The 25,364-nt window shown below is 57.1% G+C and carries 27 protein-coding genes, 3 tRNA genes and 4 pseudogenes; 16 read left to right on the forward strand and 18 right to left on the reverse strand.

The genetic code is table 11. From position 1 onward, the window contains the following. The first annotated feature begins 55 nt into the window (after nt 1–55). The 3 genes from AC3ISG_RS13220 to AC3ISG_RS13230 are packed head-to-tail and all read left to right on the forward strand — an operon-like array spanning nt 56 to nt 4,000. Entirely contained in the window at nt 56–1,126 is a 1,071-nt protein-coding gene (locus tag AC3ISG_RS13220) for a DNA topoisomerase IB (protein WP_489297135.1), read from the forward strand. Further along, nucleotides 1,123–1,296, forward strand: coding sequence for a hypothetical protein (locus tag AC3ISG_RS13225; protein WP_346625953.1), 174 nt, complete (start codon nt 1,123–1,125; stop codon nt 1,294–1,296). The genes AC3ISG_RS13220 and AC3ISG_RS13225 overlap by 4 nt, the downstream gene beginning before the upstream one ends. Nucleotides 1,297–1,333: 37 nt before the next feature. Further along, nucleotides 1,334–4,000: an excinuclease ABC subunit UvrA gene (locus tag AC3ISG_RS13230; protein WP_489297136.1), complete on the forward strand. Its 2,667-nt coding sequence runs from the start codon at nt 1,334–1,336 to the stop codon at nt 3,998–4,000. Nucleotides 4,001–4,310: 310 nt separating this feature from the next. On the opposite strand, the gene AC3ISG_RS13235 is transcribed toward AC3ISG_RS13230, so the two are convergent. Both AC3ISG_RS13235 and AC3ISG_RS13240 read right to left on the reverse strand, forming a co-directional pair. After that, nucleotides 4,311–4,808 carry a LexA family protein gene (locus tag AC3ISG_RS13235; RefSeq protein ID WP_489297137.1) on the reverse strand — a complete coding sequence of 166 codons (498 nt, stop codon included), beginning with the start codon at nt 4,806–4,808 and terminating at the stop codon, nt 4,311–4,313. Then, nucleotides 4,801–5,097 carry a hypothetical protein gene (locus tag AC3ISG_RS13240; protein ID WP_489297138.1) on the reverse strand — a complete coding sequence of 99 codons (297 nt, stop codon included), beginning with the start codon at nt 5,095–5,097 and terminating at the stop codon, nt 4,801–4,803. The genes AC3ISG_RS13235 and AC3ISG_RS13240 overlap by 8 nt, the downstream gene beginning before the upstream one ends. Before the next feature lie 98 nt (nt 5,098–5,195). Between AC3ISG_RS13240 and AC3ISG_RS13245 the strand changes: the two are divergent. After that, nucleotides 5,196–5,894: pseudogene (locus AC3ISG_RS13245) on the forward strand (SOS response-associated peptidase). Nucleotides 5,895–5,906: 12 nt separating this feature from the next. On the opposite strand, the gene AC3ISG_RS13250 reads toward AC3ISG_RS13245, so the two are convergent. The 7 genes from AC3ISG_RS13250 to AC3ISG_RS13280 form a co-directional block, all read right to left on the reverse strand. Continuing rightward, the gene (locus AC3ISG_RS13250; protein WP_489297139.1) at nt 5,907–6,323 is read right to left on the reverse strand and encodes a hypothetical protein; all 417 of its coding nucleotides are present in this window, start codon (nt 6,321–6,323) and stop codon (nt 5,907–5,909) included. An 82-nt stretch (nt 6,324–6,405) separates the two neighbouring features. Beyond that, the gene (locus AC3ISG_RS13255) at nt 6,406–6,918 is read right to left on the reverse strand and encodes a lysis system i-spanin subunit Rz (RefSeq protein WP_489297140.1); all 513 of its coding nucleotides are present in this window, start codon (nt 6,916–6,918) and stop codon (nt 6,406–6,408) included. Next, complete coding sequence (locus AC3ISG_RS13260) at nt 6,915–7,340, reverse strand: cell wall hydrolase (protein WP_489297141.1); 426 nt, start codon at nt 7,338–7,340, stop codon at nt 6,915–6,917. Before AC3ISG_RS13260 ends, AC3ISG_RS13255 begins: the two co-directional genes overlap by 4 nt. Nucleotides 7,341–7,398: 58 nt before the next feature. Beyond that, nucleotides 7,399–8,454: an acyltransferase family protein gene (locus AC3ISG_RS13265; protein ID WP_489299531.1), complete on the reverse strand. Its 1,056-nt coding sequence runs from the start codon at nt 8,452–8,454 to the stop codon at nt 7,399–7,401. Between the two features lie 50 nt (nt 8,455–8,504). Next, nucleotides 8,505–8,873 carry a phage tail protein gene (locus AC3ISG_RS13270; protein WP_489297142.1) on the reverse strand — a complete coding sequence of 123 codons (369 nt, stop codon included), beginning with the start codon at nt 8,871–8,873 and terminating at the stop codon, nt 8,505–8,507. Beyond that, nucleotides 8,870–9,199: a hypothetical protein gene (locus AC3ISG_RS13275; protein WP_489297143.1), complete on the reverse strand. Its 330-nt coding sequence runs from the start codon at nt 9,197–9,199 to the stop codon at nt 8,870–8,872. The genes AC3ISG_RS13270 and AC3ISG_RS13275 overlap by 4 nt, the downstream gene beginning before the upstream one ends. Further along, entirely contained in the window at nt 9,199–10,143 is a 945-nt protein-coding gene (locus AC3ISG_RS13280; RefSeq protein WP_489297144.1) for a phage tail protein, read from the reverse strand. Before AC3ISG_RS13280 ends, AC3ISG_RS13275 begins: the two co-directional genes overlap by 1 nt. 48 nt (nt 10,144–10,191) lie before the next feature. Between AC3ISG_RS13280 and AC3ISG_RS13285 the strand changes: the two genes are divergently transcribed. The 4 genes and pseudogenes from AC3ISG_RS13285 to AC3ISG_RS13300 all read left to right on the forward strand — a co-directional run bounded on the left by AC3ISG_RS13285 (nt 10,192) and on the right by AC3ISG_RS13300 (nt 13,068). Beyond that, a complete protein-coding gene (locus AC3ISG_RS13285; RefSeq protein WP_489297145.1) occupies nt 10,192–10,398 on the forward strand; it encodes a hypothetical protein in 207 nt (68 codons plus the stop codon). After that, nucleotides 10,395–10,817: pseudogene (locus AC3ISG_RS13290) on the forward strand (YqaJ viral recombinase family protein); the annotation flags it as partial. The gene AC3ISG_RS13285 and the pseudogene AC3ISG_RS13290, both read left to right, overlap by 4 nt. Nucleotides 10,818–11,174: 357 nt before the next feature. Next, nucleotides 11,175–12,188 (forward strand): nucleoid-associated protein YejK, encoded by a 1,014-nt coding sequence (yejK, locus tag AC3ISG_RS13295; RefSeq protein ID WP_489299532.1) that lies wholly within the window; start codon nt 11,175–11,177, stop codon nt 12,186–12,188. A gap of 25 nt (nt 12,189–12,213) precedes the next feature. Next, nucleotides 12,214–13,068: a DNA adenine methylase gene (locus tag AC3ISG_RS13300; RefSeq protein WP_489297146.1), complete on the forward strand. Its 855-nt coding sequence runs from the start codon at nt 12,214–12,216 to the stop codon at nt 13,066–13,068. 58 nt (nt 13,069–13,126) lie between these two features. Here the strand turns inward: AC3ISG_RS13300 and AC3ISG_RS13305 are convergent, their stop codons facing one another. Then, nucleotides 13,127–13,774, reverse strand: a complete 648-nt coding sequence (locus AC3ISG_RS13305) for a hypothetical protein (protein ID WP_489297147.1) — start codon at nt 13,772–13,774, stop codon at nt 13,127–13,129. A 55-nt stretch (nt 13,775–13,829) separates the two neighbouring features. Here AC3ISG_RS13305 and AC3ISG_RS13310 point away from each other — a divergent pair, with 55 nt between their 5' ends. Then, nucleotides 13,830–14,603, forward strand: a complete 774-nt coding sequence (locus AC3ISG_RS13310; RefSeq protein ID WP_489297148.1) for a hypothetical protein — start codon at nt 13,830–13,832, stop codon at nt 14,601–14,603. Nucleotides 14,604–14,793: 190 nt separating this feature from the next. Here the strand turns inward: AC3ISG_RS13310 and AC3ISG_RS13315 are convergent, their stop codons facing one another. Both AC3ISG_RS13315 and AC3ISG_RS13320 read right to left on the reverse strand, forming a co-directional pair. Continuing rightward, a complete protein-coding gene (locus AC3ISG_RS13315) occupies nt 14,794–15,309 on the reverse strand; it encodes a hypothetical protein (RefSeq protein ID WP_489297149.1) in 516 nt (171 codons plus the stop codon). A gap of 529 nt (nt 15,310–15,838) precedes the next feature. Further along, nucleotides 15,839–16,267 (reverse strand): hypothetical protein, encoded by a 429-nt coding sequence (locus tag AC3ISG_RS13320; RefSeq protein ID WP_489297150.1) that lies wholly within the window; start codon nt 16,265–16,267, stop codon nt 15,839–15,841. 51 nt (nt 16,268–16,318) lie between these two features. Between AC3ISG_RS13320 and AC3ISG_RS13325 the strand changes: the two genes are divergently transcribed. Beyond that, nucleotides 16,319–18,508 (forward strand): DNA cytosine methyltransferase, encoded by a 2,190-nt coding sequence (locus AC3ISG_RS13325; RefSeq protein WP_489297151.1) that lies wholly within the window; start codon nt 16,319–16,321, stop codon nt 18,506–18,508. 7 nt (nt 18,509–18,515) lie between these two features. On the opposite strand, the gene AC3ISG_RS13330 is transcribed toward AC3ISG_RS13325, so the two are convergent. Continuing rightward, nucleotides 18,516–19,628: a hypothetical protein gene (locus AC3ISG_RS13330; RefSeq protein WP_489297152.1), complete on the reverse strand. Its 1,113-nt coding sequence runs from the start codon at nt 19,626–19,628 to the stop codon at nt 18,516–18,518. A gap of 218 nt (nt 19,629–19,846) precedes the next feature. On the opposite strand from AC3ISG_RS13330, the gene AC3ISG_RS13335 reads away from it, so the two are divergent. The 5 genes and pseudogenes from AC3ISG_RS13335 to AC3ISG_RS13355 form a co-directional block, all read left to right on the forward strand. Continuing rightward, on the forward strand, nt 19,847–20,326 hold the full coding sequence (locus AC3ISG_RS13335; RefSeq protein ID WP_489297153.1) for a hypothetical protein: 480 nt from the start codon (nt 19,847–19,849) through the stop codon (nt 20,324–20,326). Continuing rightward, the gene (locus AC3ISG_RS13340) at nt 20,323–20,754 is read left to right on the forward strand and encodes a hypothetical protein (RefSeq protein WP_489297154.1); all 432 of its coding nucleotides are present in this window, start codon (nt 20,323–20,325) and stop codon (nt 20,752–20,754) included. The genes AC3ISG_RS13335 and AC3ISG_RS13340 overlap by 4 nt, the downstream gene beginning before the upstream one ends. Then, the gene (locus AC3ISG_RS13345; RefSeq protein WP_489297155.1) at nt 20,751–21,623 is read left to right on the forward strand and encodes a hypothetical protein; all 873 of its coding nucleotides are present in this window, start codon (nt 20,751–20,753) and stop codon (nt 21,621–21,623) included. Before AC3ISG_RS13340 ends, AC3ISG_RS13345 begins: the two co-directional genes overlap by 4 nt. A gap of 23 nt (nt 21,624–21,646) precedes the next feature. Next, complete coding sequence (locus AC3ISG_RS13350) at nt 21,647–21,904, forward strand: hypothetical protein (RefSeq protein ID WP_489297156.1); 258 nt, start codon at nt 21,647–21,649, stop codon at nt 21,902–21,904. Nucleotides 21,905–21,925: 21 nt separating this feature from the next. Further along, nucleotides 21,926–22,102 (forward strand): annotated as a pseudogene (locus AC3ISG_RS13355) (helix-turn-helix transcriptional regulator); the annotation flags it as partial. 36 nt (nt 22,103–22,138) lie between these two features. Here the strand turns inward: AC3ISG_RS13355 and AC3ISG_RS13360 are convergent. Together AC3ISG_RS13360 and AC3ISG_RS13365 are read right to left on the reverse strand one after the other, a co-directional pair. Continuing rightward, nucleotides 22,139–23,364 (reverse strand): annotated as a pseudogene (locus AC3ISG_RS13360) (tyrosine-type recombinase/integrase). 163 nt (nt 23,365–23,527) lie between these two features. Then, nucleotides 23,528–23,614: transfer RNA gene (locus AC3ISG_RS13365), tRNA-Leu, on the reverse strand. A gap of 231 nt (nt 23,615–23,845) precedes the next feature. Here AC3ISG_RS13365 and sodC point away from each other — a divergent pair. Further along, nucleotides 23,846–24,364 carry a superoxide dismutase family protein gene (gene sodC, locus AC3ISG_RS13370; RefSeq protein ID WP_122624579.1) on the forward strand — a complete coding sequence of 173 codons (519 nt, stop codon included), beginning with the start codon at nt 23,846–23,848 and terminating at the stop codon, nt 24,362–24,364. 174 nt (nt 24,365–24,538) lie between these two features. Here sodC and AC3ISG_RS13375 read toward each other — a convergent pair. The 3 genes from AC3ISG_RS13375 to pgsA form a co-directional block, all read right to left on the reverse strand. Then, nucleotides 24,539–24,612: transfer RNA gene (locus tag AC3ISG_RS13375), tRNA-Cys, on the reverse strand. A gap of 45 nt (nt 24,613–24,657) precedes the next feature. Beyond that, nucleotides 24,658–24,733 (reverse strand) — tRNA-Gly (locus AC3ISG_RS13380). Between the two features lie 61 nt (nt 24,734–24,794). Further along, nucleotides 24,795–25,355 carry a CDP-diacylglycerol--glycerol-3-phosphate 3-phosphatidyltransferase gene (gene pgsA, locus AC3ISG_RS13385; protein ID WP_065990459.1) on the reverse strand — a complete coding sequence of 187 codons (561 nt, stop codon included), beginning with the start codon at nt 25,353–25,355 and terminating at the stop codon, nt 24,795–24,797. Between the last annotated feature and the right edge of the window lie 9 nt (nt 25,356–25,364).

The raw sequence follows: 25,364 nt of genomic DNA on the forward strand, positions 1-25,364 counted from the left end.
CGACTGCGCAGCGCAACGGTCAATGCAAAAAGACCCGCATTCAGGACTGCCTTTCATGCCGGACACAATCCACAGCGAAGACCTGCCCAAAGATCTGCATTACGTCGACGACAGCCAGCCCGGATTTACCCGCAAGATCCTGCGCGGCAAGTTCGCCTACTTCGACACCGACGGCCAGCGCATCCGCGACGAAGACGAGATCAAGCGCATCAACGCGCTGGTCATCCCCCCGGCGTACACCGACGTGTGGATCTGTGCTGACCGCCAGGGCCATCTGCAAGCCACCGGCCGCGACGCGCGCGGGCGCAAGCAGTACCGCTACCACCCGCGCTGGCGCGAGATTCGCGACGAGAACAAATATTCGCGGATGATCGCCTTCGGCAAGGCCCTGCCCAAAGTGCGCAAACAGCTGGAAACCCAGCTGGCGAAACCCGGCATGGGCCGCGAGAAGGTCATGGCGGCGGTGCTGTCGTTGCTGGACCAGACGCTGATCCGGATCGGCAACAGTCAGTACGCCCGGGACAACCGCTCCTACGGCCTGACCACGCTGCGTAACAAGCACGTTGACGTGAAGGGCAGCAAGATCTTCTTCGAGTTTCGCGGCAAGAGTGGTGTCGAGCACCGCCTCAGCGTCACCGACCGGCGCCTGGCGAACATCATCAAGCGCTGCATGGAATTGCCCGGCCAGAATCTTTTTCAGTACTTGGACGACGACGGCCAACGGCACACCGTTTCCTCCCACGACATCAACCAGTACCTGCACACACTGACCGGCGCGGACTTCACCGCCAAGGATTACCGGACCTGGGCCGGCAGCGCGATGGCCCTGGCGACCCTGCGCAAGCTGCACTGGGAGCCGGAAGCGGACGCGAAGAAACACGTCGTGTCCATGGTCAAGGAAGTCGCTCGATTGCTGGGCAACACGCCGGCCGTCTGCCGCAAGTGCTACATCCACCCGGCCGTGCTGGAAGCCTTTGCGATGGGCGAACTGGCCAAGCTGCCGCGCATTCGCCAGCGCAAAGGTCTGCGTCTGGAGGAAGTGGCGCTGGCTGGTTTCCTTCAGGGCCTGCAGGCCGCCGAGGTCATTCGTGAAGCATCCGAAGAACTGACAGGAGAAATAGCATGACCCCCCACGACGCTCATATTCCCGGGGAAAAACTCAACGACCCGGACGCGCGCCCTGCCGACGTGGCCGACGACCGCGACCGCACCGATGACGTGCGTGAAGACGAGCCGCTGACCGGCGGCGACCACGATGACGCCGGGCACACCCCCAAGGTGCCTCTCGCCGAGTAAACCCGTTCTTGCATTTCAGGATTCAAAGGCCTCACCCATGACCACACCGCCGCACCTGCCAGACGACACCCGCCCTTCTTCCTTCACCGTAGATGCCAACCGCCCCGGATTCGTCCGGGTCCGCGGTGCCCGTGAGCACAACCTCAAGGACGTGGACGTCGACATCCCCCGCGATGCACTGGTGGTGTTCACCGGCGTCTCGGGGTCCGGCAAATCCTCGCTGGCGTTTTCCACCCTGTACGCCGAAGCCCAACGCCGGTACTTCGAATCCGTCGCGCCTTACGCCCGACGCCTCATCGATCAGGTGGGCGTGCCCGACGTCGACTCGATCGAAGGTCTGCCGCCCGCCGTCGCGCTGCAGCAACAACGAGGCACGCCGAGCACGCGCTCCTCCGTCGGCAGCGTGACGACCCTGTCCAGCCTGATCCGCATGCTCTATTCCCGCGCGGGCACGTATCCGCCGGGCCAGCCCATGCTCTACGCCGAAGACTTTTCGCCCAACCTGCCCCAGGGCGCCTGCCCCGAGTGCCACGGCCTGGGCCGGGTCTATGAGATTCCCGAAGAGCTGATGGTGCCGGACGATTCCCTGACCATCCGCCAGCGCGCCATTGCTGCCTGGCCCTCGGCATGGGGCGGCCAGAACCAGCGCGACATCCTGGTCACCCTGGGCTACGACGTCGATACGCCCTGGCGCGACCTGCCGAAAAAAGACCGGGACTGGATTCTGTTCACCGACGAACAGCCCAACGTGCCGGTCTACGCCGGCCTGACGCCTGAAGAGACGCGTCTGGCGATCAAGCGCAAGCTCGAACCCAGCTATCAGGGCACCTTCACCGGCGCCCGTCGCTACGTGCAACACACGTTTGCTACCACTCAGAGCGCGCTGATGAAAAAGCGCGTCTCGCGGTTCATGCGCGGCAGCCCCTGCCCGCTGTGCGACGGCAAGCGTCTCAAGCGCGAGGCACTGTCGGTGACGTTCGCTGGCCTCGATATCGGCGAGCTGTCGCAAATGCCGCTGCTGCGGTTGGCGGAAGTCCTGCGCCCGGTGGCTGCGGGAGTCTTCGCGGATGAAGATCGTGACACCGCCGTGCTGGATCGCGAACAGCGGGCGAAAGCGAAAAACAAGCGGGTCAGCGCAGGCGGCTCGGCCCACGATGCCGCACCCGACGTGCGCGCCACGCCGAACCTGTCCGTCGAGAAGCGCCTCGCCGCACAGCGGATCGCTCAGGATTTGCTGGCGCGGGTCAGCACCCTCACCGAACTGGGGCTCGGTTACCTGGCGCTGGATCGCAGCACGCCGTCGCTGTCGTCCGGTGAACTGCAGCGTCTGCGCCTGGCGACACAATTGGGCTCGCAGCTGTTTGGTGTGATCTACGTACTGGACGAGCCTTCTGCAGGCCTGCACCCGGCGGACAGCGAAGCGCTGTTCACGGCGTTGCAGCAACTCAAGGCGTCCGGAAACTCGCTGTTCGTTGTCGAGCACGATCTGGAAACCATGCGCCGCGCCGACTGGCTGATCGATGTCGGCCCTGCCGCCGGCGAGCATGGCGGACATGTGCTGTACAGCGGCCCTCCCGCAGGTCTGGCCGAAATCGAAGCCTCGCAAACGGGTCGTCATCTGTTCGCCGAGCATTCCGCACTGAGTTCGACAAGAAGGCAGCCGACCGACTGGCTGCGCCTGGAAGGCATTACCCGCAACAACCTCAATGAACTGAGCGCTGAATTCCCGCTGGGCTGCTTCACCTCGGTGACCGGCATCTCCGGCTCGGGCAAGTCCAGTCTGGTCAGCCAGGCATTGCTGGAGCTGGTGGGCGCAGAGTTGGGGCGCCCGGTCGCGGAAGTCGAAGCGGAAGAATCCAGCCTGGAAGACGACGCGCCGCAACCCACCGGCGGGCGCATTGGGGGTGACATCAGCGCGGTCAAGCGGCTGGTGCAGGTTGACCAGAAACCCATCGGCCGCACCCCGCGCTCCAACCTGGCGACCTACACCGGACTGTTCGACAACGTGCGCAAACTGTTCGCCGCAACGCCCGACGCGCAGAAGGCTGGCTACGACGCCGGGCAGTTCTCGTTCAACGTCGCCAAAGGCCGCTGCCCGGTGTGCGAAGGCGAAGGGTTCGTCAGCGTGGAATTGCTGTTCATGCCCAGCGTCTACGCGCCCTGCCCGACCTGCCATGGTGCGCGCTATAACCCCGACACCTTGGCGATCAAGTGGAATGGCTTGAGCATCGCTGACGTGTTGCAGCTGACGGTTGAGCAAGCGGTGGACGTCTTCGCTGAGCAGCCAGGCGTGCTGCGTTCGCTGACGGTGCTGCGTGATATTGGTCTGGGGTATCTGCGTCTCGGGCAACCGGCGACAGAACTGTCCGGCGGCGAGGCCCAGCGCATCAAACTGGCGACGGAGCTGCAGCGCAGTCAGCGCGGTGCCACCTTATACGTGCTCGACGAACCGACCACGGGCCTGCATCCCACCGATGTGGATCGCCTGCTGACGCAGTTGAATGCGTTGGTGGATGCGGGGCACAGCGTGGTGGTGGTCGAGCATGAAATGCGCGTGGTGGCTCAGAGTGACTGGGTGATCGACATCGGCCCGGGCGCTGGGGACAAGGGCGGGAATGTGGTGGCGTGTGGGACGCCTGAGGTGGTTGCCGAGGTGGCAGAGAGCCGGACGGCGCCGTTTTTGCGCAAGGTGTTGGGGGGGTAAAGACGAAAAAGGCACTTGAGGTTGCCCTCAAGTGCCTTTTTTCTGAATGGTGCCCCGAGCCGGAGTCGAACTGATTAACCAAAGCCCAGTATTTGAAAGGCCTTATTGGATGCTTAGCGTTTTTATGTACTGATGGATGTACTTTTTCACTTTCGCTGGACTGTTTGCCCCCTCGCCGGCGTCCCGCCGATATTCACTGCCCCATTATTTCAGGCTTCACTAATCTTCAGCCAATTCCGGTAGGCGGGATCTCCCGAAACATGGGAGGACGCCACATCGCGTACTTGAGCACTCCCATAACTCCTGCTCGTCAACCAAGCCCAGCCGCTGCGATGCTTTGGCATGAATGGCCGACTCGCCTGCCCTCCCCTCGGCGGTCGACTGCGTGCTCGCGTCGCGCCTCGTGCTCGAGCAGGTTATTCCTGATTTTCAGTTCATGCTCTTTGACGTACATGCTCAATTCTTCGCATGGTCTCGGATGCTGTGCGTGACCACTCCCCAGATATCGAAGTCGTCTCCTTCCATGATGAAGCGGTCGGGGTATTTTTCGGTTTGCCGAGCGCAGCACCGTGTGACAGCTTACAAAGGCGAGGTACTTGACCAGCGGCTGCTGATTAACCGCTCCGATGATGACCTGCCCTGCCTTGGCGTCGATGCCCTTGTTCACGATCAGCCGATCACCACAGAAGATACCCGCACCCTCCATGCTGTCGCCTTCAACCTTCACCAGGTAAGTGCCCGGAGCGCGGATGTTCAAGAACTCGTCCAGGGAGATGTCCAGGTGATCAGGCGCCATGTCGTTATTCAAAGCGGCACCACCACGACTGGAAGTAGAACGCCTCTTCGATCTGCTCGATGCCAGAAATAATCAGGCCCTGGGTACCCATGCTCGTCACGCTGGCATCGAGAAGCCTTGGCAAAGCATCCCGCGCGTACCCGACGCTGTTCAAGATGAAGGCTTCTCGCATAATGCGGCCGAGGGCGGAGCACTGAGACTCAACGATCTGCACGTCGCCTTTGAACGGCGGGATCCTGCTGAGCTGGTCTTTCGGTACGGCGACGCCCATCTGGCGGCGCGGAGTGATGAGGACGTACATGGGAAGGCTTCGCTTGTTCGTACTGTACACACGTACAGTTAACTAAGCGAAATGATTGCGGTCAACACTGTATAAGCCGATTTACGACAGGTGACCTCATGTGCGGACGCTACTCGATCTACGAGCCAATGGACCACCACCTCAAGACGCTTGCTCCAGAGCAGTTGGTCATCAATGGATATGATCTTTGGCCGATTGAGCGATACAACTTCGCGCCGACGACTCGCGTCGAGATCTTCAGACCGACCGGGGACGGCTTGAGTGTGGACAACGTGCGGTGGGGATGATCGCCGTTTTGGGCTAAAGGTGTTGGGAAGGGTCGCGCCCCGATCAATGCCAGGGTCGAAACGTTATGACACAAGCAGCTCTGGCCGAACGGCCGTGCGCTCGCTCCGGCGAACGGTTGGTTTGAATGGATCAAGGATCCGAGCGACCCGAAGAAGAAGCATCGCTACTTCATCAGGCTGAAAGAGGAAGGCCCGATGTTCTTCGCCGCGTTGGCGGAAATGCATTGGGGGCTTGAGCCCGACCCGCACGACGGCTTCGTGATCATCACCGCCGACAGCCATCAAAGGCATAGCCGACATTCATGATAGTCGCCCGGTAGTGCTGAGCACTGAGCACGCCACGAACGGCCTGATGCTGACACCTCGCCCGAGCGCGCCCTCCTGGTCGCTAGGACTTGCTGCAGAAATACCCCCAGCTTAGAGTGGTCAGCCGTAGGGCGCAAAGTGTGGTGCTTTAAAAGTCAGGGTCTGAGGCTAATCCCCGCCCCGACTCGTAAATCACATCCGTAACCGTTGGGTCACTCAATCTTTGTTTTCTGCCAAAAAGCGAGCCTTTTGCTTTTTGAGGATCTCAGCTATTGACGGCTGTGAAACATTAAACTGCTCGCCCAAGTCAGCCTGGGTGTATCGGTTAGTCTGGTAAAGCCCGAAGATTTCCCTCTTGGCTGCCTCAGGAAGAGGACCTTTATCCCCTGCTGGCGTCAAAGCAGCAAAACTAGCCTCGGTGGTAGCTACTATCTGCTCGAGTTCGTTGATTTTGGCAACCTTGGCGAGTACCGCGTCCCTCTGCTGCGGATCGCCAGCGTAGGTTACAAGATCGTCCAATGCCGCATGCCGAAGACGACTTATCATGTCCTTCTGCTCCGTGCTGGCCCGCTTTACAGCTGCTATATCTACTACCCGTACCGACTGCTGCTCAAAAAAGCTTTCACCTGCCATGATAACGACCTCTATTGCCTATATTTGTATTATAGGCACTCTATAGGCTTCATTGGTCATGCGCAACACTCCTTCAGTGTGGTTAGAGGCAAACATCCCGGATATAGTTTTGAGCCGCCTTTAAGGCTGCTTGATCAGCAATGATCCCGGCGCGGATATCGAGAACAGCTCGTCCAGCTGCTGCAGTGAGTTCGACGGACGCTGCATCACCCAAGCCGGAGGCGCTGGCGGCACCGGACACGTTCCGGCCACCGGCACTACAACTTCCCGCGATGCGCAGCCGACGAGTCCCATCAGCAACAGCGCGGCGCAGAGTTTCGTTTTCAGCATTGGCTTTCACCTTCTCTTCGGTTGCGTTCCGATCTAAAGAGGCAAGGCGCTGCTCGGCGTTCCGCTGTTTGGCGAGCGCCCTGCGAGCTTGTTCTGCTCCAGCGGTGGCGATAGACGCGAGATCAGCCTGACGGCTGGCTTCGTTCGTGGCGATAACCTTGCCGTATGCATTGGCCTGCCATATCCAGGCGACGGTAGCACCGGCCGCGAACAGGCCTACCGCAATCACAGCGGCGCCGATCAGTTTCAACTGAGCCTCAGTCACGGCACGTCCTTGAAGAAGATGTGATGGCCCAGCTGCAAAGTTTGCGTCGCGCTCAACACCCACTTCGGCGGCTTGGTCATCGACGTCGAGTAGTAGTGGGTTGCGCCGTCTGTAGGGTCCGGCGTTATGCCCTCGATGACCTGCTGCGCAGCCAGCTGACATCTGGCAAACTCGGCGGCCGGAATTTTCTTGGCGCCGGTGAGATACGGGTTATTGGGATCGTTCTTGTTCCAGCAGCTGAACTGAGATGGCTTTCCGCAAACTCCCGCGTAACCCTCGCCCCACCACGATGTGTCCTTGCCGTCGTACACGCGGTTCCGGATTGTCCAGGCGACGGCCACCATCCCAGCCAGCCCTTCGCCGCGCGCCTCACCCCACAGCGTGCGCGCCAGCACATCACGATCTTTTTCAGTCACGGTCATCACTTTTCTCCAGGCAAAAAAATACCCGCACAGGGCGGGCATAGTTAATTAAATGGTGCTAAATCCGGATTACCGACCTCTGCATGCGATGTCGCAGCTTTTCAAGCGGACTCTCAATCAGATAAAACATTAACGCACCAACAGCTATAGACACCAGTATGGAAACAACCATCCACGGAATGCTGTCGGCGCGCCCTACAACAATCACGTAGAAAACAAATATATGAATCAAGTATATAGAATAGCTCCATGCGCCAAGCCTTTTGAGAAACACACTTCGCAAAAGTGAACCAATAAAACCTTTACCATCAGCAAGGACTATCACAAATACCGCCCACAACAACGAGTAGATGACAAACTTATTCATCAGCCAGTTATCTATAGGCATGCCGAAGATGACGTTTCTTGGAACCGGAAAACTCAAAGCAATAAGCAGCATTACCGACCCGCCTAAAATTGTGGATAACCTACCAGTAATTTTATCTCTAAATTCAGAGTGAGCAATGGCGCAGAACGAGCCTATGGTGAAGCTTGAGATATACCACCGCGTATCCAAACTATTCTCAGGGGTCAGCCAAAAAGGCCAGATGGCTTGTTCGACTGCGATAAGCGCTACTGTCACAACCATGCATATCGCCCAGCCGAATCTCTGGTAGAGAAATATTAGCAGTGATGCAATAAAAGGAAGAGCGAGGTAGAATTTGAATTCGACCGGTATAGTCCATAAATGCCCAGCCATAGACTGAAAGCTTATCACCCGAAAAACGTCATGCATTGAAATAATGCCGAGCATTCCGGCGGAGTAATAAATGAGAACCGATATGAAGAACAAAGGTAGAATCCTGAGCACCCTCCCAAGCGCATATTCAAATAATGACCTTACGCTGAAGCCCGACCTCGCAAATTTAGCAGTGAGCAGAAATGCACTCAGTACAAAGAATAACCAGACACCTATCTTCCCCGTCCCTGACAAATATACACCAAGTGAACTGTGGAATATCTGTACGCTATGGATAACTATTACAATGAGACATGCGAGGCCTCTTATGCCATCGGCTCCTTCAAATCGTTTCTGCATTGCCACCCCTCTAGTCCGGAGCGCACAAACTACCATTATGCAGAACGAAACTCTCGCATTATCGTAATTTGGACATAGTGTCGCGATCAAGCGCTGATAGAGGCCACGGCTGCTGGCGCGGCGGCGATGTCAGGGATTGCTGGCATGATGGGCCAGGTCGGCGACGACGGCCAGGCAGCCTGTGTAGCGACCTTCCCGAGCGCGTACTTGTAAGCCTTCCACACCTTCAGGTTATTTATCAGCGCAGCCTGCTCAGCCACGTCCTCTTCAGTAGCTTCACCGGCCTCTTTCCCGTAATCGATTGTGTCTATTCGGTCCTGAATTCGCAGAATCTGCGCAGCGGCCGCAGAGTTCCTTGCCGCGAGGTCCGACTCACTGCTGGCAAGAAATTGCGCAGCTGAGGCGGCGTTTTTCATCTCTTTGGTGATGAGTTTGGACCAATCGATGTTGCTCATTCGGCATGTACCTCATCTTCGGGCAGGGTGGGCAGTGGCTGAGGGAGCCGGACAGGGCCGTCCGGGACATTGACAAGGTCAACGGGGAACGCCTGCTCTTGGCTGTAGTTCCAAGGATTTGGAAATAAAAGGGTGAGAATTAGCTCGCCTCCTTCCTTTTCCACGTCACGAACAAACCACTGGGAGCTGATAGCGGATCTGGGCAAGGTGTCGCCATCCCCCATAGGGGTAAAATCAAAGTCTTCTGCGTTGATGTTCAGTACTGATCCGGTTTTGATGATGACGAGAGTGTCATCCCTTAGTTGCGGAGAAAGCTTAATTCTCATTAGAACCACCTTCCAGTAGCCATGAAGAATCCGGCGGAGATTGTTTGTGCTTGGGCGCCGTTTCGCCACACAAGACCCGCCGAAGACTCGGACCGTGCGTTGGCGTAAATGAAGCCATATGTATCTACGTTAGCGACCGGCGTTCCCACAGCGGTCAGGCAGTATTGGCCGCTAAAAAAAGGGACAGGAAAGGTAACGTTCTTCACCGTGGATTGGTTCGCAGCTGCATAAAAGTTGGGGACAGGACCGATGCAGATCATCGTGCCGTCAGGGAATTTCAGTGCTCGTCCGTTTCGATTACTGACAAGCTGAAACAGCGCTCCGTTACCGCCCAGCGACATGGTTCCCAATATTGCAGCTACAGCTGCGTCTCCTAATCCAAGCCCGGTCCTCGCGGCTAAAGGCGTGTTCCCGCCCGTCCCGCCCTTGGCAACCGGCACGATATTCTCAACCGCTACGCTGCCAAGCCCGAGGTTAACGCGGGCATTGGCTGCATCCGATCCGCCCGTCCCGCCCTTGGCAACCGGCACGATGTTCTCAACCGCTACGCTGCCAAGCCCGAGGTTAACGCGGGCGTTAGGCGCATCCGATCCGCCTGTACCGCCTTTTGCGACCGGGAGGGTATCGTAATTCCCGGTGCTGCCCAGGGCAGCCAACTTGAAACCAAACTCGTTCACCAACGCCCGCAATGCGTCGGCCGAGTCTTTGACGTAGCCCTGCATCGGGGCCAACGCGTACTTGCCTGCACTTGTCGTGGGGCCCAGGTAATTCGGCGAGATCGCCAGGGCTGTATCGCTGGCGATGTTGGTCACCTCATACCAGCCCCCATCCGGGCCGAGGAACGCATCCCCCACCCGGCTGTTGGCAATGAACGCGGTTCCAGTGCCCGTAACGGCGTTCGAATTTTGGACGACCGAAACCGTCCCGGTCTTGTACCAGGGCATATGACAATCCTTGAGAAATGGGTGACTGGCGGGGCTACGCCGCCATCTTTGCGAATACAGCTGGGAGGTGAAAATCGAGGGGGTTATCCGGAGGCCAAGTTCGCCGAGAACCTGCCCAAGTGGCAGAAGTCCGTCGACGACCGCAAGTCATCGCCGGGGCACCTCATCGCCACCATCAGCAGCAAATACACCCTGAGCGAGCAACAGATCGAGCAGATCAACAACCTCGCGCCCATCGAAGGAGAATCCGCATGAAAATCCACAACGTCGCGCAGGGAAGCCCCGAATGGCACGCGCTGCGCGCCAACTATCACACCGCATCGGAAGCCCCGGCGATGATGGGCGCTTCGAAGCAGTTGAAACGCACCGAGCTGCTGCACGCGAAGAAGACCGGCCTCGATCGCGATATCTCGTGGTGGGTCCAGAAGTACCTCTTCGACAAAGGCCATGAAGCCGAAGCCAGCGCCCGGCCGATACTTGAGGCCCGCCTGGATGAAGACCTGTTCCCCATCGTCGGTACCGAAGGCGACCTGCTGGCCTCCCTTGATGGCTGCACCATGCTGGGCGAGATCCTGTTCGAGCACAAAATGTGGAACGAACAGCTCGCGGCCGATGTGCGCGCCGGTGAGCTGGACGCCCACTACTACTGGCAGCTTGAGCAGCAACTGCTCGTCGCGGGCGCCGAAAAAGTCATCTTCGTCTGCTCCGACGGTACCGAAGAGAATTTCGTCTCTATGGAGTACTTCCCCGTGCCCGGCCGTGCCGCAAAGCTCGTCGCTGGCTGGAAGCAATTCGAAGCAGACCTGGAAGCCTATGAGCCGAGCGAGTCAGCGGCCGAGGCTGTAGGCAAAACGCCGGACGCATTGCCGGCGCTACGCATCGAAGTCACCGGCATGGTGAGTCGATCAACTTTTACTTTCCCCACGATGCACTCCTTGAATCCGGCTCCATGCCGGCCATCACGTATAGCCCACCACCTAAATATTTGCCACCGGACTCTCGGAGGCAGCAACTCGTCTGAGGTAATGGAAATGCCAATCCGCAAAATCATCATGCACATGATCGACAAAAAACCCGATGGGAGCCCCGCCGTGCTTCATACCGCCAGCGAGCCGCTGCCCGAATCGCAAGCAAACGAAGACCTATTATGGCGTTTGAGCGAGAGCTACAACGGCAAGCAAGGCAAGGCGTGGGGTCTGTTCCACGCTGAGTCCGGCGCACACCCGCTGCGGGGCTGGCTGAGCAAGTACATCGCCGACGAGATCAGCTTCCACGAGTTCAGCGTGGTTGCGGTCGAGCATTTGCAGCACTTGATGGAAGAGTCAAACCTCGCCATCGGAGGGCACGTCCTGTTCGTGCACTACCAGCAGGGCATGACCGAGTACCTGTCCATTGCGGTTATTCAGCAATCGGAAGGCATCGCAGTTGACCAAGACCTCCGGACCATCACAGCTAAATATCTAGACCTCGATCACCTCCACCTGGCCGGGCGGATCAACCTGTCCGAATGGCAGAACAATCCGGCGTCTCGGCAGTACATATCGTTTATCAAAGGCAAAAACGGCAGGAAAGCTACGGAATACTTCCGTGACTTCATTGGCTGTCAGGAAGCCATCGACGCTCCCGGCGAAACCCGTACCCTGCTCAGGGCGTTCAGCGACTTTGTGGAAAACGAGGATCTGCCTGAGGAGGCGGCACGGGAGAAGACACGCACCCTGGTGGACTATGCGATGAGTCAGACCAAATTGGGCCAGCCAATCATCCTTGAGGAACTGTCCGGGCTGGTGGATGAAGATCAACCCAGGTCTTTTTACGACCATATCCGCAACAAGGACTATGGGTTGTCCCCGGCGATCCCTGCCGATAAGCGAACGCTCAACCGATTCCAACGCTTCACCGGGCGCGTGGAAGGGCTGTCGATCAGCTTTGAAGCGCACCTGCTTGGCACGAAGGTGAAGTACGACAAGAACAATGACACGCTCGTCATTAACGGCGTGCCGACTCTTCTGACCGATCAAATCAAGCGCGCCAGCGTAGAGAGGTAACCGTGGAGCAGCTTCAAGGATTGTCATGACCATTTCCGCTCCAGTCATCCGGTACCACGGCGCCAAGTTCAGACTTGCACCGTGGGTGCTGCAGTTCTTCCCGCACCACACCTGCTACGTCGAATCATTCGGCGGCGCTGCCGGCGTGCTCATGCAGAAACCCCGAGCCTACGCCGAGGTTTACAACGACCTGGATGGGGACATCGTGAACCTGTTCCGGATGCTTCAGGATCCGGCGACGCGGAAGGCGCTTGTCGAGCGACTGGTGCTGACGCCCTACTCGCGAGCCGAGTTCGAGCTTTCGTGGGAACCGGCAACTGATCCGATCGAACGAGCGCGGCGCACGATCATTCGAGCACAGATGGGCTTTGGCTCAGCCGGCGCGACGAAGGGCGTCACCGGCTTCCGCATAGACACGAAGCGTCAGTACGGTACCGCCCAGTCACTCTGGGCCGAATACCCCGACTCGCTCGCGGCCGTTGGCCAACGGCTCGCCGGCGTCTTGATCGAGAACCGGCCTGCCATTGAGGTCATTACCGCACACGACTCAGCGACGACACTGCATTACGTCGACCCGCCGTACGTGCACGACACCAGGTACAAAGGCGCATCAACTGGACGGTATTACCGACATGAGATGAACGACACAGAACACCGGAAGCTGCTCGGCGTTTTGCTCGAGCTAGAAGGAATGGTCGTGCTGTCTGGCTACCCAAGCGGGCTGTACAGCGACCTGCTTGCTGACTGGCGCTGCTACAGCACGTCGGCGCGGATATCCGCAGGGCGCGGCACGGCAAGCCGCACGGAATGCATCTGGATGAACCCGGCCTGTGTAGAGCGAGTAAGTCAGATCGGCTTGGACCTCGGCGAAGGCGGATGACCCGTGATCCTTTCGTTGAATTAAGGCATCGGCAGGCATTGGTGTTGTAGAAGCGGCTTCACTTTCCGGCTTTAGCTTTTTCCCACTCTTGTTTAAGTATCTGCTGACACCAGTCAACAACACTCTCAGCGAGTTGCTTGGCGGGACCACCGGGCCGATCGCACTCCATATGCAGCTGAATGACCGCCTTCATAAGTTCTTTCGAATCTACCTCAGCAGGATTAAGAAGCAGTTCAATTTTGGATTTCAAACTTATCAAATCCTTCATCGCCTGGACGTGAGACGCGGCCCAATCAGCCTGCATTTGATGGGCAATAGAGGGATCTGACACCAGATACAAGCTATACGTGGACTTCGCAGACTCCCAGTAAATATTCAGTCGTTGGACGTTAAGCGCTTCAGCTATATAGGCCGCGCACGTGTTACGCAGGTCATTTATCCAGTCCTGGCGACTAGCTTTTAAAGAATTCTGGTTGGCTATTCGTTCCTGAGTAGCTATCGCAGCTCGCTGAAGCGTAAAGTTCTGAGCAGCCACTTTCTCTTGACTTCGAACAGTTTTATTGAAATTCCGAATAGTCAGATAGGTGCCAAGCATAAAGATGCAGACTGTACCTAAGAAGGTCCAGAGATTCGACCAATCGAATCCGGTATCAACGACCACTTTTGGAATCTGTTCGAGATAAACAACTGACGTTTCGTACTTCACACCTTACTCCATGGTTATTGGGCCTGTCGGTCCATCATAATCCTAGGTACGTACTATGCCCAAAGAATCAACGAGAATCGTCTGCCAGTTCAGCTGCGGCGCTGCATCTGCGGTCGCATCCAGGCTGGCACTCGCCGACTACGGCGGCACGCATGACGTGCAGATCATCAATGCCTTCATTGCCAACGAGCACGAAGACAATCGGCGATTCCTCGCCGACTGTGAAACCTGGGCCGGCAGGCCGATCACGGTTCTGCGTGACACCAAATACGGCGCCGATATCATCGAAGTTTTTCGGCGCGAGCGTTACGTGAAAAATCAGTCGGGAGCCCCTTGCACCAAGCTACTCAAGCGCCGGCTGCTCGAAACATGGAAGCAGCTAGGTGACGTCATGGCTTTCGGCTACACCGCTGAGGAGCGGGATCGGCTAGAAAATTTCCGAGAACGGAACCCTGATCGCCCTGTCATCGCGCCGCTGATTGATCGCGGCCTGGGCAAGGAAGACTGCAAGGCGATGGTCGAACGAGCTGGCACAGAGCTGCCCTTCATGTACCGACTTGGCTACGACAACGCCAACTGCATCGGCTGTGTGAAAGGCGGAGAAGGATATTTCCGAGCCATCCGTGAAGACTTCCCAGAACAGTTCGAATCGCTCTGCCAAGTCCAGAATCTGCTGGGCCCGGAGTCATACCTCCACAGGAACCGCGCCACAAACGAGCGTTACTCGCTGAGAGACTTGAGCGAGGGCCCGGTGCGGCGCAACGAGAAGATTCAAGCCTGCTCCTTTTCCTGTGAAATTGCTGAAGCCGACATCATCGCCAGCATGTGATAAGTGGATCGCAGGCAGCGCATCAATGGCCAATACGACGGACTCATGACAGTCCTACGAACAACAGTTGTCCGGCATGCCATGGCGTTCAATCCCACAAACGTGCATAAATTGCGTGGAATCGAACCATGATCCAGCATCATTAGATTTTGTTCGGCGACTGCATCGAAATGATGCAGACGCTGCTCACCTAAGCTATGTCATTTTCATATAAATATTTCGCTATTTGCTTGGTAGCGCTACTCTCCATGTGATTGGAAGTTGTAAATAAGATGTCACGCTCAAAGCTATTCATGAGTAACTGAATTTCGCTCGGGAAAATAGGCCCAACGAACACCATGAACCGAAAACCAAGCAAGTCAAACTGAAACCCTTCTACTTCTGCGGCCGTCATTCGAGCAGGGAACGAAAATATCCCGTTCAACGCTTGGTGTGTATTAACATCCACCACCATGAAGATATCCCTCACCCTCCCCTTAGGGTCTAACAGAAATTCTTCGATAGCAGTCAGCACTGGTGGAGATATGGCTCCTTTACAGCTATTCACTTTTGCAAAAGTCGTAGGCCATACAGCGGCTCGCCAGAAGATACTCAAAGCAAAGTAATAAAGTGAATCCACAACATTAATCGGCACATCAGCCGACGCATAAATAGCTCTGCGCTGATGATGCGCGGACGGTCCTTGCCTAATTAAAATGTCAAGCATAGGAAAATCAACGAACCCCCCCAAAGTTTTGACACCGGGGTCTCGCCAAATTTGGAAAATTTGATTTCACAGGCACCACATAGAAAATGAGCGGTAACCTGTTTATCCGTCCTACCTGCTTTGCGTGAGGAAGTATCGACCTTCAAAGGTGAATGGCCACCTTGGCTTTTCGGATCACGTACAAGCTTGTATGCCGCCTTGGGCACTAAATGGCTATTGTGCAGAACCCCCTCTTTTCTACAGAGACCACACCGTCCATTTTTCATTAGAATTCCAAGCTCCATGATTTCAGCCGACCGATAGTTTGGTTACGAAAAGCGAGGATACGTTATGTCACCCTTACGAGATGTTCGAAATGACTCCAGTTAGCTTTCAGCCGCAGTGTCAAGCACAGCCGTGACCAGGGACGGCGCGCTGTTCCGCTCCGGCAGACCCGAGCTATCAGCATTATGCTCTATTCCTCCGCGCCCCCAATTCGACATGTCCGCCGACCGCGAAGACGCCATCGCGTGTTTCCGCGTCGGTTACGTCAGCCTTTGAAAGCAGACACCAACCCAGTAACTGCTCCGATTAAACCCACAGCAATGCCGAACCAATACCCTACCGACTCTCTGCGTTGCTTTTGCTCTGCTCTGATTAAATCCCTAACCGTTCGCAATCCAAGCGGCGTCAGATAGTAGGGTTCGTCAGGATGGACATCCCAATCGACACGGGAAAAAAAAGATGAATCTGACTCGTCAGGCATTTGCACTAGGAGTGATTCGGCTTTTCTACGGTAATAACTGGTTTGTATCGAAGCTCTCCACTGTTCAGAAAGCTCCCACCTTCGAACATAGTCCGCCATTTCACCGCTTTCGTAAGATTGCTCGCTGTCCGGCGGCTCGCTTTTGCGTAGAGCATTGGCATCTCGCCGGTGCTTAAACAGCTCGACGCGGTACTGCACGTAATTCGGCAACATCCTTTTCCCCCTCAGAAATTCCAAATCGCAATATACCCGCGAGGATCCCCTATGTCCGCACATCAGAAGAAACACCCCCTCGATTTCAAAACTCAGTACGGCCTAGGCTTCGACCCGCAAGACGATGAGATCGTCGTGGACTTCTTCTGCGGCGGTGGCGGCGCCGGTACCGGGCTGGAAATGGGCCTCGGTCGCAAGGTCAGCGTGGCGAAGAACCACAGCGCCAAAGCGATCAGCATGCACACCATCAATCACCCCGGCGCCAAGCACTTCACCACCGACGTGTTCGACGGTGATCCGGACGCCGAGTGTGGTGGAAAGGCGGTCGGCTGGTTCCACATGTCGCCGGACTGCACACACCACAGCCAGGCCGCCGGCGGGCAACCGCGCAAGCGCGAGATCCGCAATCTGTCGTGGATCGGTCTGAAGTGGGCAGGCAAGAAGAAGCCTCGAGTCATCAGCCTGGAAAACGTGAAGCAGATCCTGCAATGGGGTCCGCTGATCGCCAAGCGCGACAAAGCGACCGGCCGCATCATCAAGCTGGTGCCAAGCGTGAACAAAAAGGGCAAAGAAGTCCTGGTGAAGGTGGTTGCCGCGCCCGGCGAGATTGTTCCTGTCGGTGAGCAGTTCCTCGTCCCAAACCTCAAGCGCAAAGGCAGCACCTGGAAACGTTTTGTCGAGCTGCTGGAGCAGCACGGCTACGTGGTCGAATGGCGTGTCATCAAGGCGTGCGACTTCGGCGCGCCCACCAGCCGCGAACGCCTGTTCATGATTGCTCGCTGCGACGGGCTGCCGATCGTCTGGCCGGAGCCGACCCACGCGAAGAAGCCCGGCAAGGGCCAGCTAAAGTACCGCACCGCCGCCGAGTGCATCGACTTCAGCGATTTGGGTAAGAGCATTTTCGGCCGCAAGGATGAGCTGGCCGATGCCACCAAACGCCGAATCGCCAAGGGCATGAGGAAGTTCGTCATCGACCACCCTGCCCCGTTTATTGTGCCGATCGCGAACTGGTCGACTGAGACGATGCAGTCGCTGAACGAGCCGCTGCGCACCGTGACGTCTTACCCGAAAGGCGGGGCGTTTTCGGTGGTGAGCCCCATCATCGCGCCAGCCACGCATCAAGGCAGCGACCGTATCAACGATCCACTTGAGCCGCTGCCGACTGTGACCTGCGCCAACCGCGGCGAACTGACATTGATCAGTCCTACGCTGGTTCAGACCGGCTACGGGGAGCGCGCGGGCCAGCAACCGCGCGTGCCTGGATTGGATCAACCGCTGGGGACCGTCGTTGCTGGAGGCGTAAAGCACGCGCTCGCCTCTGCGCACCTGGTGAAGTTCAGGTTCAACGACGAAGGCAAAGCGCTGGACGAGCCCCTGCCTACCATCACGAGCGGCGGCAACTATCAGCGCCCCGCCGGAGCGGCGCACGCCATGGGGATTGCCACGGCCTTCATGGCGCAGATGAACGGCGGCTTCAACACCACCGTCGCGAAAAGCCTCGAAGACCCGGTAAGCACAGTGACGAACACTGGCAGCCAACAGCAGCTGGTAACGGCGACGCTCGTCACCAACACAACCGGCCACGCCCCGTCAGATATCCAAGGACCGGTACCGACGCTGACGACAGGCCAACACCAGATGCTCGCCACGGCGCATCTTCTGCACCTGCGCGGCAACTGCGACGCCCGGGCGGCCGCCGATCCACTCCACACGGTCAGCGCCGGCGGGACACACCACGGACTCGTCACCGCTTTCATGGAGCGTCAGTTTGGCGCCAGTGTTGGCCAGCACCTGGATGAACCCGCACCGACCATCACGGCCGGCGGCGGAGGCAAGAGTTCGCTGGTAAGTTTTGAGTTGTCGCCGGAGCACGAAGAAGGTGCGTTGCGCGTTGCCGCATTCCTGATCAGTTACTACGGCACGGAGAACATGAGCAGCTGCGACCAGCCTGCCCCGACGATCACCACAAAGGATCGTCTCGGCCTGGTCACCGTCATGGTGAAGGGCACGCCGTACGTGATCGTCGACATCCGGCTGCGGATGCTGCAACCGGCTGAGCTGTACCGGGCGCAGGGCTTTCCACCGGACTACATCATCACCCACGGCGCAGACGGCAAACGGTTCACGAAGACCGAGCAGGTCCACATGTGCGGCAACAGTGTCAGCCCGCCGCCGATGGCTGCCTTAGCGCGGGCCAACGATCCGTGGTCGGCCCTGACAAAGCGTCATTTGGCTGCGTAAGTCTGCATCACTTTTTTAGTCGTTCAATGAGCCCTGATATCTGCTCTATGCCGTCAAACGTGGATGGTATACCGGTCTCGTCAGTGACAATGCTGCTAAAAACAACCTGTTCAAATCTGGTGAGAATCTCTTTATCATCATCTTTCTTTGCCTCTTTTGCGAACTTGGTATACCCCTCAATGAATTGACACAGAGTAACCCTTAAGTCCAGCTGAAGAAGTTGCGCTTTGACTGATCTAAAATTCTGGAGGGTAACTCTAAAAAAATAGATCAACATAAGCTCAAGAGCGACCACGGCAATTCCGCTAGCTATTTCTTTAGCTGGATCAGCTGATACAGGCAACCAATTGAGTATCTTTGTTATGGGCAAAGCGACTAGCACAACACCCAAGCTACGGACAAATAGAAGACTCCACTTACGCTCCTCATCTTTCACATCCCTTAGCTGCTGAAAACCTCTAACCAAACCCAGGAAGTTGAGTTGAGAAGTGTAACCTTCTAGGTTTTTGGCTAGAGTATCAGCCCTGCCCTCTCGATCATTTAGTTCACGCTCGTAAATTTCAGTGGTGACCTTAGCAGAAACAATCGCGGCCGGCAGTTCGCTCAAGGCCTGCATGTGGGGATGAGCAATGTACTCCCTCATTATGTAAATTGGCATATGATATTGCGCAAATTTGATCTGAAATGACGATTCGGAGTAGGTGGAAAGATCGACTAATAGCAGTCGATTCCAAGCTATAGAGAGGGAATCGTGCAAGCCTGATCTAGCTTTGATTTCGAATTCGGTAATGAATCGGTAGCAGCTCGATAAAAGCTGAGACATCAGCGCCTTGTCGTACTTGAAGTACTGCTGGACGTCAGACTTAAATCGCTCACCGATGTGGATTATATTAAATGAACACGCTGCATTAAATGCGTCAGGCTGAGCCTTCATAGCAACTAATGCCTGAGCAACGAACTGCATAACTATACCCTGCTCGGAATCGTTCCCAACGTTAAGGGTTTCAATGTCTGCGAATATCAACCCGCTCGTTCTAGCTAAAGCAGTGCGAAGAGCGTCATTGTCAAAAAATACAGGGCTAGACATCGCGTCTACGTTATCTACTACAGGTTCAGTCATAAGTTGCTCATCCATCCAAGGAGTATTGCAGGCAACAAATAAGCTCTAGATGTTACCTGCATATCAATAGCTAGTTAACGATTGGGCTAGCCGGCTATCACCAAACATAGAAACATCATAGCTGCGGTCTGAGGGCAAATACTAGAAATCGAGCCCGCTGGTCATCTCAGCATGGCTGTCATTCAAGCAAGCGGCATCGTCTCGCCGAAGGAGGGGTTATGAGCAATCAATCAAAGCGTTTGAGCAATTGCGCTGCAGAGCGCTTGACAGTCTGCCGTGAGGATGTTGCGCCGGCAGGTGGTGGCGTCGACTTCGGTATCGATTGCAGATCGGTTCGCGTGTCGCAGGAGGCCTATTCGATCTTTATTGCCAGGGAGCAGATGGGCAAGGATCGGGTAGCCGTCCTACAGCGGCGCCTGAACATCGCCGATCAGAAGATCAATGATCTTGAACATGCTCGCGGCCAGCGCTTGGAGATCAACCCAATTTCACTCCGAGCATTGCTTATCGCAGTGACTGGGGCACCGCACGAAATCCGCGAGATTCAAGCTTGCCGCGGGATCCCCGACAATCCAATTGATCAGCTGCTGCGTGAATACAACGACTGGGTATATGCGCCAGCCCCGCCAGCCGCGATGCTCGACTCCAGCATGATCGGCATCGTGCACACCCCTCCGGTGGAGTACGACGAGCCATGACCAATAAAGTCGAACTGGTTAGCGTGCCGCGTGAGCTGCTGGAAAACATCAGTGCGTGGCTTGAGCGAGCGAACCAAAATTCAGATGCAGATATTGACGAGTGCCTAAAGGTACGCGCCTTGCTTTCCGCCCCTGCCCAGGATTTCCGCGCAGTGGTGGAGGAGCCGGTTCCGTTCGGATACTGGCGAGTCCCTTTTGATCTACCTCTTCAGGGTTCTTTCCTGCTTTGGGAAAGTAAAGGTCCATGGGGTAGCCTGGAATACGAAAGCGACGAAGCGATATCCGACCGGTACTTCGAGGCCGGCGGCCCGGACTGCAACTACTGGGAGCCGGACCGTCCAGAGGGTGACGGTTGGTTCTGCTTGGCGATCCATGACACTGACGACGGCCCCGTCTGCTGGTGGGCGCTCCCGGTGGTGACGCCATGACCGGCGCCAAAGAACGCCCCATCCTGTTCTCGGCGCCGATGGTGCGCGCCATCCTGGAAGGCAGGAAGACAGTCACGCGACGGGCCGTTAAAGCCTGGCAACAGCCTCAGATCGAAGATGACGGCTGGTGGTTCGCAGTCGCTCAACGTCATCCACGGTGGGGATTTGGAGTAAGCGGGGACGACGCGAAGGCGTGCGGTGCAGAACTGGCGCGCTCAGGCTGCTGCCCTTACGGCAGACCCGGCGACCGGCTGTGGGTCCGCGAGACTTTCGCCTTGCCCGGCAATGAGGACGGCTACTGTATCGACTGGCAAGACAACTTGATCAAAGGCGATGAGCGTGGTGCGGCTCGGATTTACCGGGCGAGCTGTCCGCCGTGCGACTACGGCCTGACACAGATCCCACCGAAAGCGGAATGGAAGCCAGATACCGAAGTCATGGAGTATGACGGTGCATGGCGCCCCAGTATCCACATGCCGCGTTGGGCCAGTCGCATCTTGCCGGAGATCACGGAAGTGCGCGTCGAGCGGCTGCAGGACATAACCGGCGACCAGGCGGAAGCAGAGGGAGTTGACGTCGCGATCTGCCAGCTCTACCTCAAAAGCTCGCCTAGCAGGTTCGAATGCAAGGGCAGCGAATGGAATCGATGTATTCTCGGTGCAAGGCTGAAGGACTGGATGCTTTGGCGACCAGCAAAGTTATCGACGAGTCATACCCCTATGGCTCGCGCAGTGGCTGGGGTTACAAGACGTGGCTTGCAGCACGCCGCAACTTCTTGCCGAAACACAACCTTCCGCTTCGCCGGGCCAAGCGCCCCAAACCTGACCTGTTTTCTTAACCCCTTCCCTATCTATCAACATGCCTGCTGATTCACGGCGGGTGAGGAATTTTCATGCCCATCGAAAACATGCCCGTCATGCGCGGCCTCAACATCAAGCAAATTCCGATGCGACTGCTGCAGCCCTTTGAGGAGCAGGCGCTGCGCAATCATGGCCAGTCTTTGCAGCGGCTAGCCGAACGCGGCGGGATGAATGCCTGCGAAATCCTCGGCATTATTCAAGGCCTGAGCTGGAGCCAACTGAAGCACCACAAGGATGACGAGGCCCGCCTGATTAAGTGGGTTGCCGCACAAACACTGAACCCCGCATAGATCCGGGACGGAGTAGCCAACATGAACACAGCTCAAAAAGCCGAGCCTATCGAGTACATCCGCTTGCCAGAAGTGCGGCGCATCACCGGGCTCAGCACCGCAACCATTTACCGCATGGCCGTCGGCGGGAGATTCCCCCGCCAGGCGAAGGTTGGCGAGCAGGCCGTGGCATGGATACGCTCAGAGGTCGAGCAATGGGCGGCAAGCAAGGCTGAGGCGCGCAAGCGCGTGCCTTTAAATGGCCTCGACCTTGTCCAGGTAGTCAGCCCAGTTCTGCATCATTCCCGCCGCTGTTCCACGTATTCGGCATGGTTGTATGTCTTCCGGATCTTGCTTGATCCGGCGTGCGACAGCTGCGCCTCGATCCAATCCTCGTTGTAACCCATCTCGTTCAGGGCAGTCGAAATCGTCGCGCGGATCCCGTGCCCGGTCAGTCGGCCCTCATATCCCATACGCTTCAGCGCCATGTTGACGGTTCCGTCGCTTATCGGCTTTGCCGGGTCACTCCGGCCCGGCAGTAGCAATGTGTAGGCGCCGGTCATTTCCATGACGTTGCGTATCTCCTCCACCGCCTGCCGCGACAGCGGCACCAGATAAGGCGGCACCTTTGCCCCATCTTTTCCTCGAATAAGCTTCTGCAACTGCTTCACGCCTGTCGGCGGAATCGTCCACAGACCGCCGTCCAGGTCGAACTGATCTCGGGTCGCAAACCGGAGCTCTCCCGTGCGAACGCCGGTCAACAGCAATATCCTCACCGCGCTGCGCGTGTATTCGGCACCGTTGAATGTCCGCAGCGAATTGAGAAACTCAGGAAGCTCAGCCAGTCGAAGCATCGGGTTGTGCTTCTCGGGCGGCTCCTTCACCGCGACGATGTCCAGGTCGGACGCAGGGTTGTGCTCTATGTAGCCGGAGGCGATCGCGAACCGGAAGATCTCATTCAGCCACGGGCGGCACTTCCTCGCGACATTCAGCGCGCCCCGGGCCTCAACCCTTCGCATGGTCGACAGCACATCGCTGCGACGGATATCAGATATCGGCAACTTGCCTAGCGACGGAATGAGGTCTTTGTCCAAGTACATGCGCGATTGAGTTGCACCGCCTTTCCGGGCCGCCGTCATGCGCGGTGACTTGAAGGCATGCCATTCTTCAGCGACAACTTCGAAGGTTTTCACTGCGCCGGTGCTGGCGGTCAGCTTTTCTTCACGCCGGGCAGATCGAGGGTCTATTCCTTTTGCTATGAGCGAGCGGGCCTGATCCCGGCGTTCGCGTGCTTGCTTGAGGCTGACTTCAGGGTAGGTGCCGAGGGATATGCGCGGTTGGCGGCCGTGCCAGGAGAACCTGAAATGCCACGACTTCGCCCCCTTTGCAGCAACGAAAAGCGACAGCCCGGCCGAATCAGTGAGGCTGTAGTCCTTGTCGCGGGGCTTTGCTTGCCGGACGGCAGTGTCAGTGAGGAGCATTAGTACATCACCAGATTAATCGAATTGAACATGTGCTGGTAAATGTACTAAAAATCTTGAGCAGGCGTGAGAAGAGTTGCGGAAGCTTAAGAACAGAAAACCCCGCGTAGCCTGGGCTAGCGGGGTCTTTTGAGCATGCCTGAGAGGGCATGAGAATCGAATATGGTGCCCCGAGCCGGAGTCGAACCGGCACATCCTTTCGGACGACGGATTTTAAGTCCGGTGTGTCTACCAATTTCACCATCAGGGCGGTAGCACATATCAGCCTTGACCTTCGCGCGTAGTATCGCGAGGCCAGCCAACAAGAGTGGGGAATATATACACCCCAAGCCCTGGAGGCAAGTTCAAAGCTTTCGGATTCAATTGGTTACGTTTGTTTGTCGTCGCAAGCGCGATAGCTTGTCTATGCTCTCTCCCCACACAGGGCGACCCGCTGTGCGGCTGTCTTGCTACTTTCTTCGAAGAATCAAATGAGGTGTCTATGAAATCCGCTTTGTGGCTTGGCCTGATTGGAGCATTTACGGTGAGCGCTCAGGCGGCGTCGCTCAATGTCCCGATGAACCTGGTGAGCGCTGACGGCGCCCCACAGCCTGTTGGCGAGGTGACCATCAGCGAGACCGCTTACGGGTTGGTGTTTACCCCCGAGCTAAAATCGCTGCCCGCGGGGATTCATGGTTTTCATGTGCACGAAAAGGCGAGTTGCGATTCGGGCATGAAAGACGGCAAAAAAGTCGCGGCACTCGCAGCAGGCGGCCATTTTGACCCGGCCAGCACCGGCAAGCATCTGGGGCCATACGGCGATGGCCACCTGGGTGATCTGCCCGCGGTCTACGTCAACGCTGATGGGGTGGCCAACTATCCAGTGCTCGCACCCCGCCTGAAAAAGATTTCCGACATCAAGGGTCACGCGCTCATGATCCATGTCGGCGGCGACAACCACTCCGACAAGCCTATGCCATTGGGCGGTGGCGGTGATCGCATGGCGTGCGGTGTTATCTGATCGAGCTAAAGCGCGCTTGGCGTCAGTTAAACCGGTAACGGAGAAGAGTGGCTTGAGATGTGGGCTATCGTTTCTTGGCGTGTTGCGGAGACGATAGTTGGAGTTGCGGAAGCAATTCACCAAACGCCACCCACAAAAAAGCCCGTAAGACGTTGATCTTACGGGCTTTAAATGTGGAGGCCGAGGTCGGAATCGAACCGGCGTAAGCGGATTTGCAATCCGCGGCATAACCATTTTGCTACTCGGCCTCAAACGCTCAACGATCCAACCACTACCGCTAAACGCATACAAACTGGAGCGGGAAACGAGACTCGAACTCGCGACCCCGACCTTGGCAAGGTCGTGCTCTACCAACTGAGCTATTCCCGCTTTGTGTGGGCGCCATTCTATACACTCAAATGACCCCGTCAACCCCTTGATTTAAAAATACTTATTTTTCATCCGTGGTCGTGCGCAGATGCGGCCATGCGGCCCGCAGGTACTGCACCATCGACCAGAGCGTCAGGCCCGCCGCGATCATCAACAGCACGTAACCCAACACAACCCAAAAGGTGAACGCAGGCGGATTGGCCAGCAGAATGACCAGCGCGAGCATCTGCGCAGCGGTTTTCCATTTGCCCAGATTCGATACGGCCACCTGTGCCCGAGCACCCAGTTCAGCCATCCACTCGCGCAAAGCGGAGATAACGATCTCGCGCCCGATGATCACGGCAGCTGGCAGGGTCAGCCAGAGGTTGGCGTGAGCTTGCACCAGCAATACCAGCGCAACGGCCACCATCAGTTTGTCGGCCACCGGATCGAGAAAGGCGCCGAACGGCGTGCTTTGCTCCAGGCGTCTGGCCAGGTATCCGTCCAGCCAATCGGTCGCGGCTGCCAGTGCGAATACCGAACTGGCGGCCATGTAGCTCCAGTGGTACGGCAGATAGAACAACAGAATGAAGATCGGAATCAGCAGGACACGTAATACGGTGATCAGATTAGGGATATTCATCGGCACAAC

This window comes from Pseudomonas sp. GL_135 (assembly GCF_057834665.1).

What these genes read in the sequence shown, in the direction of transcription:
- AC3ISG_RS13220 (WP_489297135.1), top strand. Translation starts at nt 56, where the DNA reads ATGCCGGACACAATCCACAGCGAAGACCTGCCCAAAGATCTGCATTAC.
- AC3ISG_RS13225 (WP_346625953.1), top strand. Translation starts at nt 1,123, where the DNA reads ATGACCCCCCACGACGCTCATATTCCCGGGGAAAAACTCAACGACCCG.
- AC3ISG_RS13230 (WP_489297136.1), top strand. Translation starts at nt 1,334, where the DNA reads ATGACCACACCGCCGCACCTGCCAGACGACACCCGCCCTTCTTCCTTC.
- AC3ISG_RS13240 (WP_489297138.1), bottom strand. Translation starts at nt 5,097, where the DNA reads ATGTACGTCCTCATCACTCCGCGCCGCCAGATGGGCGTCGCCGTACCG.
- AC3ISG_RS13250 (WP_489297139.1), bottom strand. Translation starts at nt 6,323, where the DNA reads ATGGCAGGTGAAAGCTTTTTTGAGCAGCAGTCGGTACGGGTAGTAGAT.
- AC3ISG_RS13260 (WP_489297141.1), bottom strand. Translation starts at nt 7,340, where the DNA reads ATGACCGTGACTGAAAAAGATCGTGATGTGCTGGCGCGCACGCTGTGG.
- AC3ISG_RS13265 (WP_489299531.1), bottom strand. Translation starts at nt 8,454, where the DNA reads ATGGTAGTTTGTGCGCTCCGGACTAGAGGGGTGGCAATGCAGAAACGA.
- AC3ISG_RS13270 (WP_489297142.1), bottom strand. Translation starts at nt 8,873, where the DNA reads ATGAGCAACATCGATTGGTCCAAACTCATCACCAAAGAGATGAAAAAC.
- AC3ISG_RS13275 (WP_489297143.1), bottom strand. Translation starts at nt 9,199, where the DNA reads ATGAGAATTAAGCTTTCTCCGCAACTAAGGGATGACACTCTCGTCATC.
- AC3ISG_RS13280 (WP_489297144.1), bottom strand. Translation starts at nt 10,143, where the DNA reads ATGCCCTGGTACAAGACCGGGACGGTTTCGGTCGTCCAAAATTCGAAC.
- yejK (WP_489299532.1), top strand. Translation starts at nt 11,175, where the DNA reads ATGCCAATCCGCAAAATCATCATGCACATGATCGACAAAAAACCCGAT.
- AC3ISG_RS13300 (WP_489297146.1), top strand. Translation starts at nt 12,214, where the DNA reads ATGACCATTTCCGCTCCAGTCATCCGGTACCACGGCGCCAAGTTCAGA.
- AC3ISG_RS13310 (WP_489297148.1), top strand. Translation starts at nt 13,830, where the DNA reads ATGCCCAAAGAATCAACGAGAATCGTCTGCCAGTTCAGCTGCGGCGCT.
- AC3ISG_RS13315 (WP_489297149.1), bottom strand. Translation starts at nt 15,309, where the DNA reads ATGCTTGACATTTTAATTAGGCAAGGACCGTCCGCGCATCATCAGCGC.
- AC3ISG_RS13320 (WP_489297150.1), bottom strand. Translation starts at nt 16,267, where the DNA reads ATGTTGCCGAATTACGTGCAGTACCGCGTCGAGCTGTTTAAGCACCGG.
- AC3ISG_RS13325 (WP_489297151.1), top strand. Translation starts at nt 16,319, where the DNA reads ATGTCCGCACATCAGAAGAAACACCCCCTCGATTTCAAAACTCAGTAC.
- AC3ISG_RS13330 (WP_489297152.1), bottom strand. Translation starts at nt 19,628, where the DNA reads ATGACTGAACCTGTAGTAGATAACGTAGACGCGATGTCTAGCCCTGTA.
- AC3ISG_RS13335 (WP_489297153.1), top strand. Translation starts at nt 19,847, where the DNA reads ATGAGCAATCAATCAAAGCGTTTGAGCAATTGCGCTGCAGAGCGCTTG.
- AC3ISG_RS13340 (WP_489297154.1), top strand. Translation starts at nt 20,323, where the DNA reads ATGACCAATAAAGTCGAACTGGTTAGCGTGCCGCGTGAGCTGCTGGAA.
- AC3ISG_RS13345 (WP_489297155.1), top strand. Translation starts at nt 20,751, where the DNA reads ATGACCGGCGCCAAAGAACGCCCCATCCTGTTCTCGGCGCCGATGGTG.
- AC3ISG_RS13350 (WP_489297156.1), top strand. Translation starts at nt 21,647, where the DNA reads ATGCCCATCGAAAACATGCCCGTCATGCGCGGCCTCAACATCAAGCAA.
- sodC (WP_122624579.1), top strand. Translation starts at nt 23,846, where the DNA reads ATGAAATCCGCTTTGTGGCTTGGCCTGATTGGAGCATTTACGGTGAGC.
- pgsA (WP_065990459.1), bottom strand. Translation starts at nt 25,355, where the DNA reads ATGAATATCCCTAATCTGATCACCGTATTACGTGTCCTGCTGATTCCG.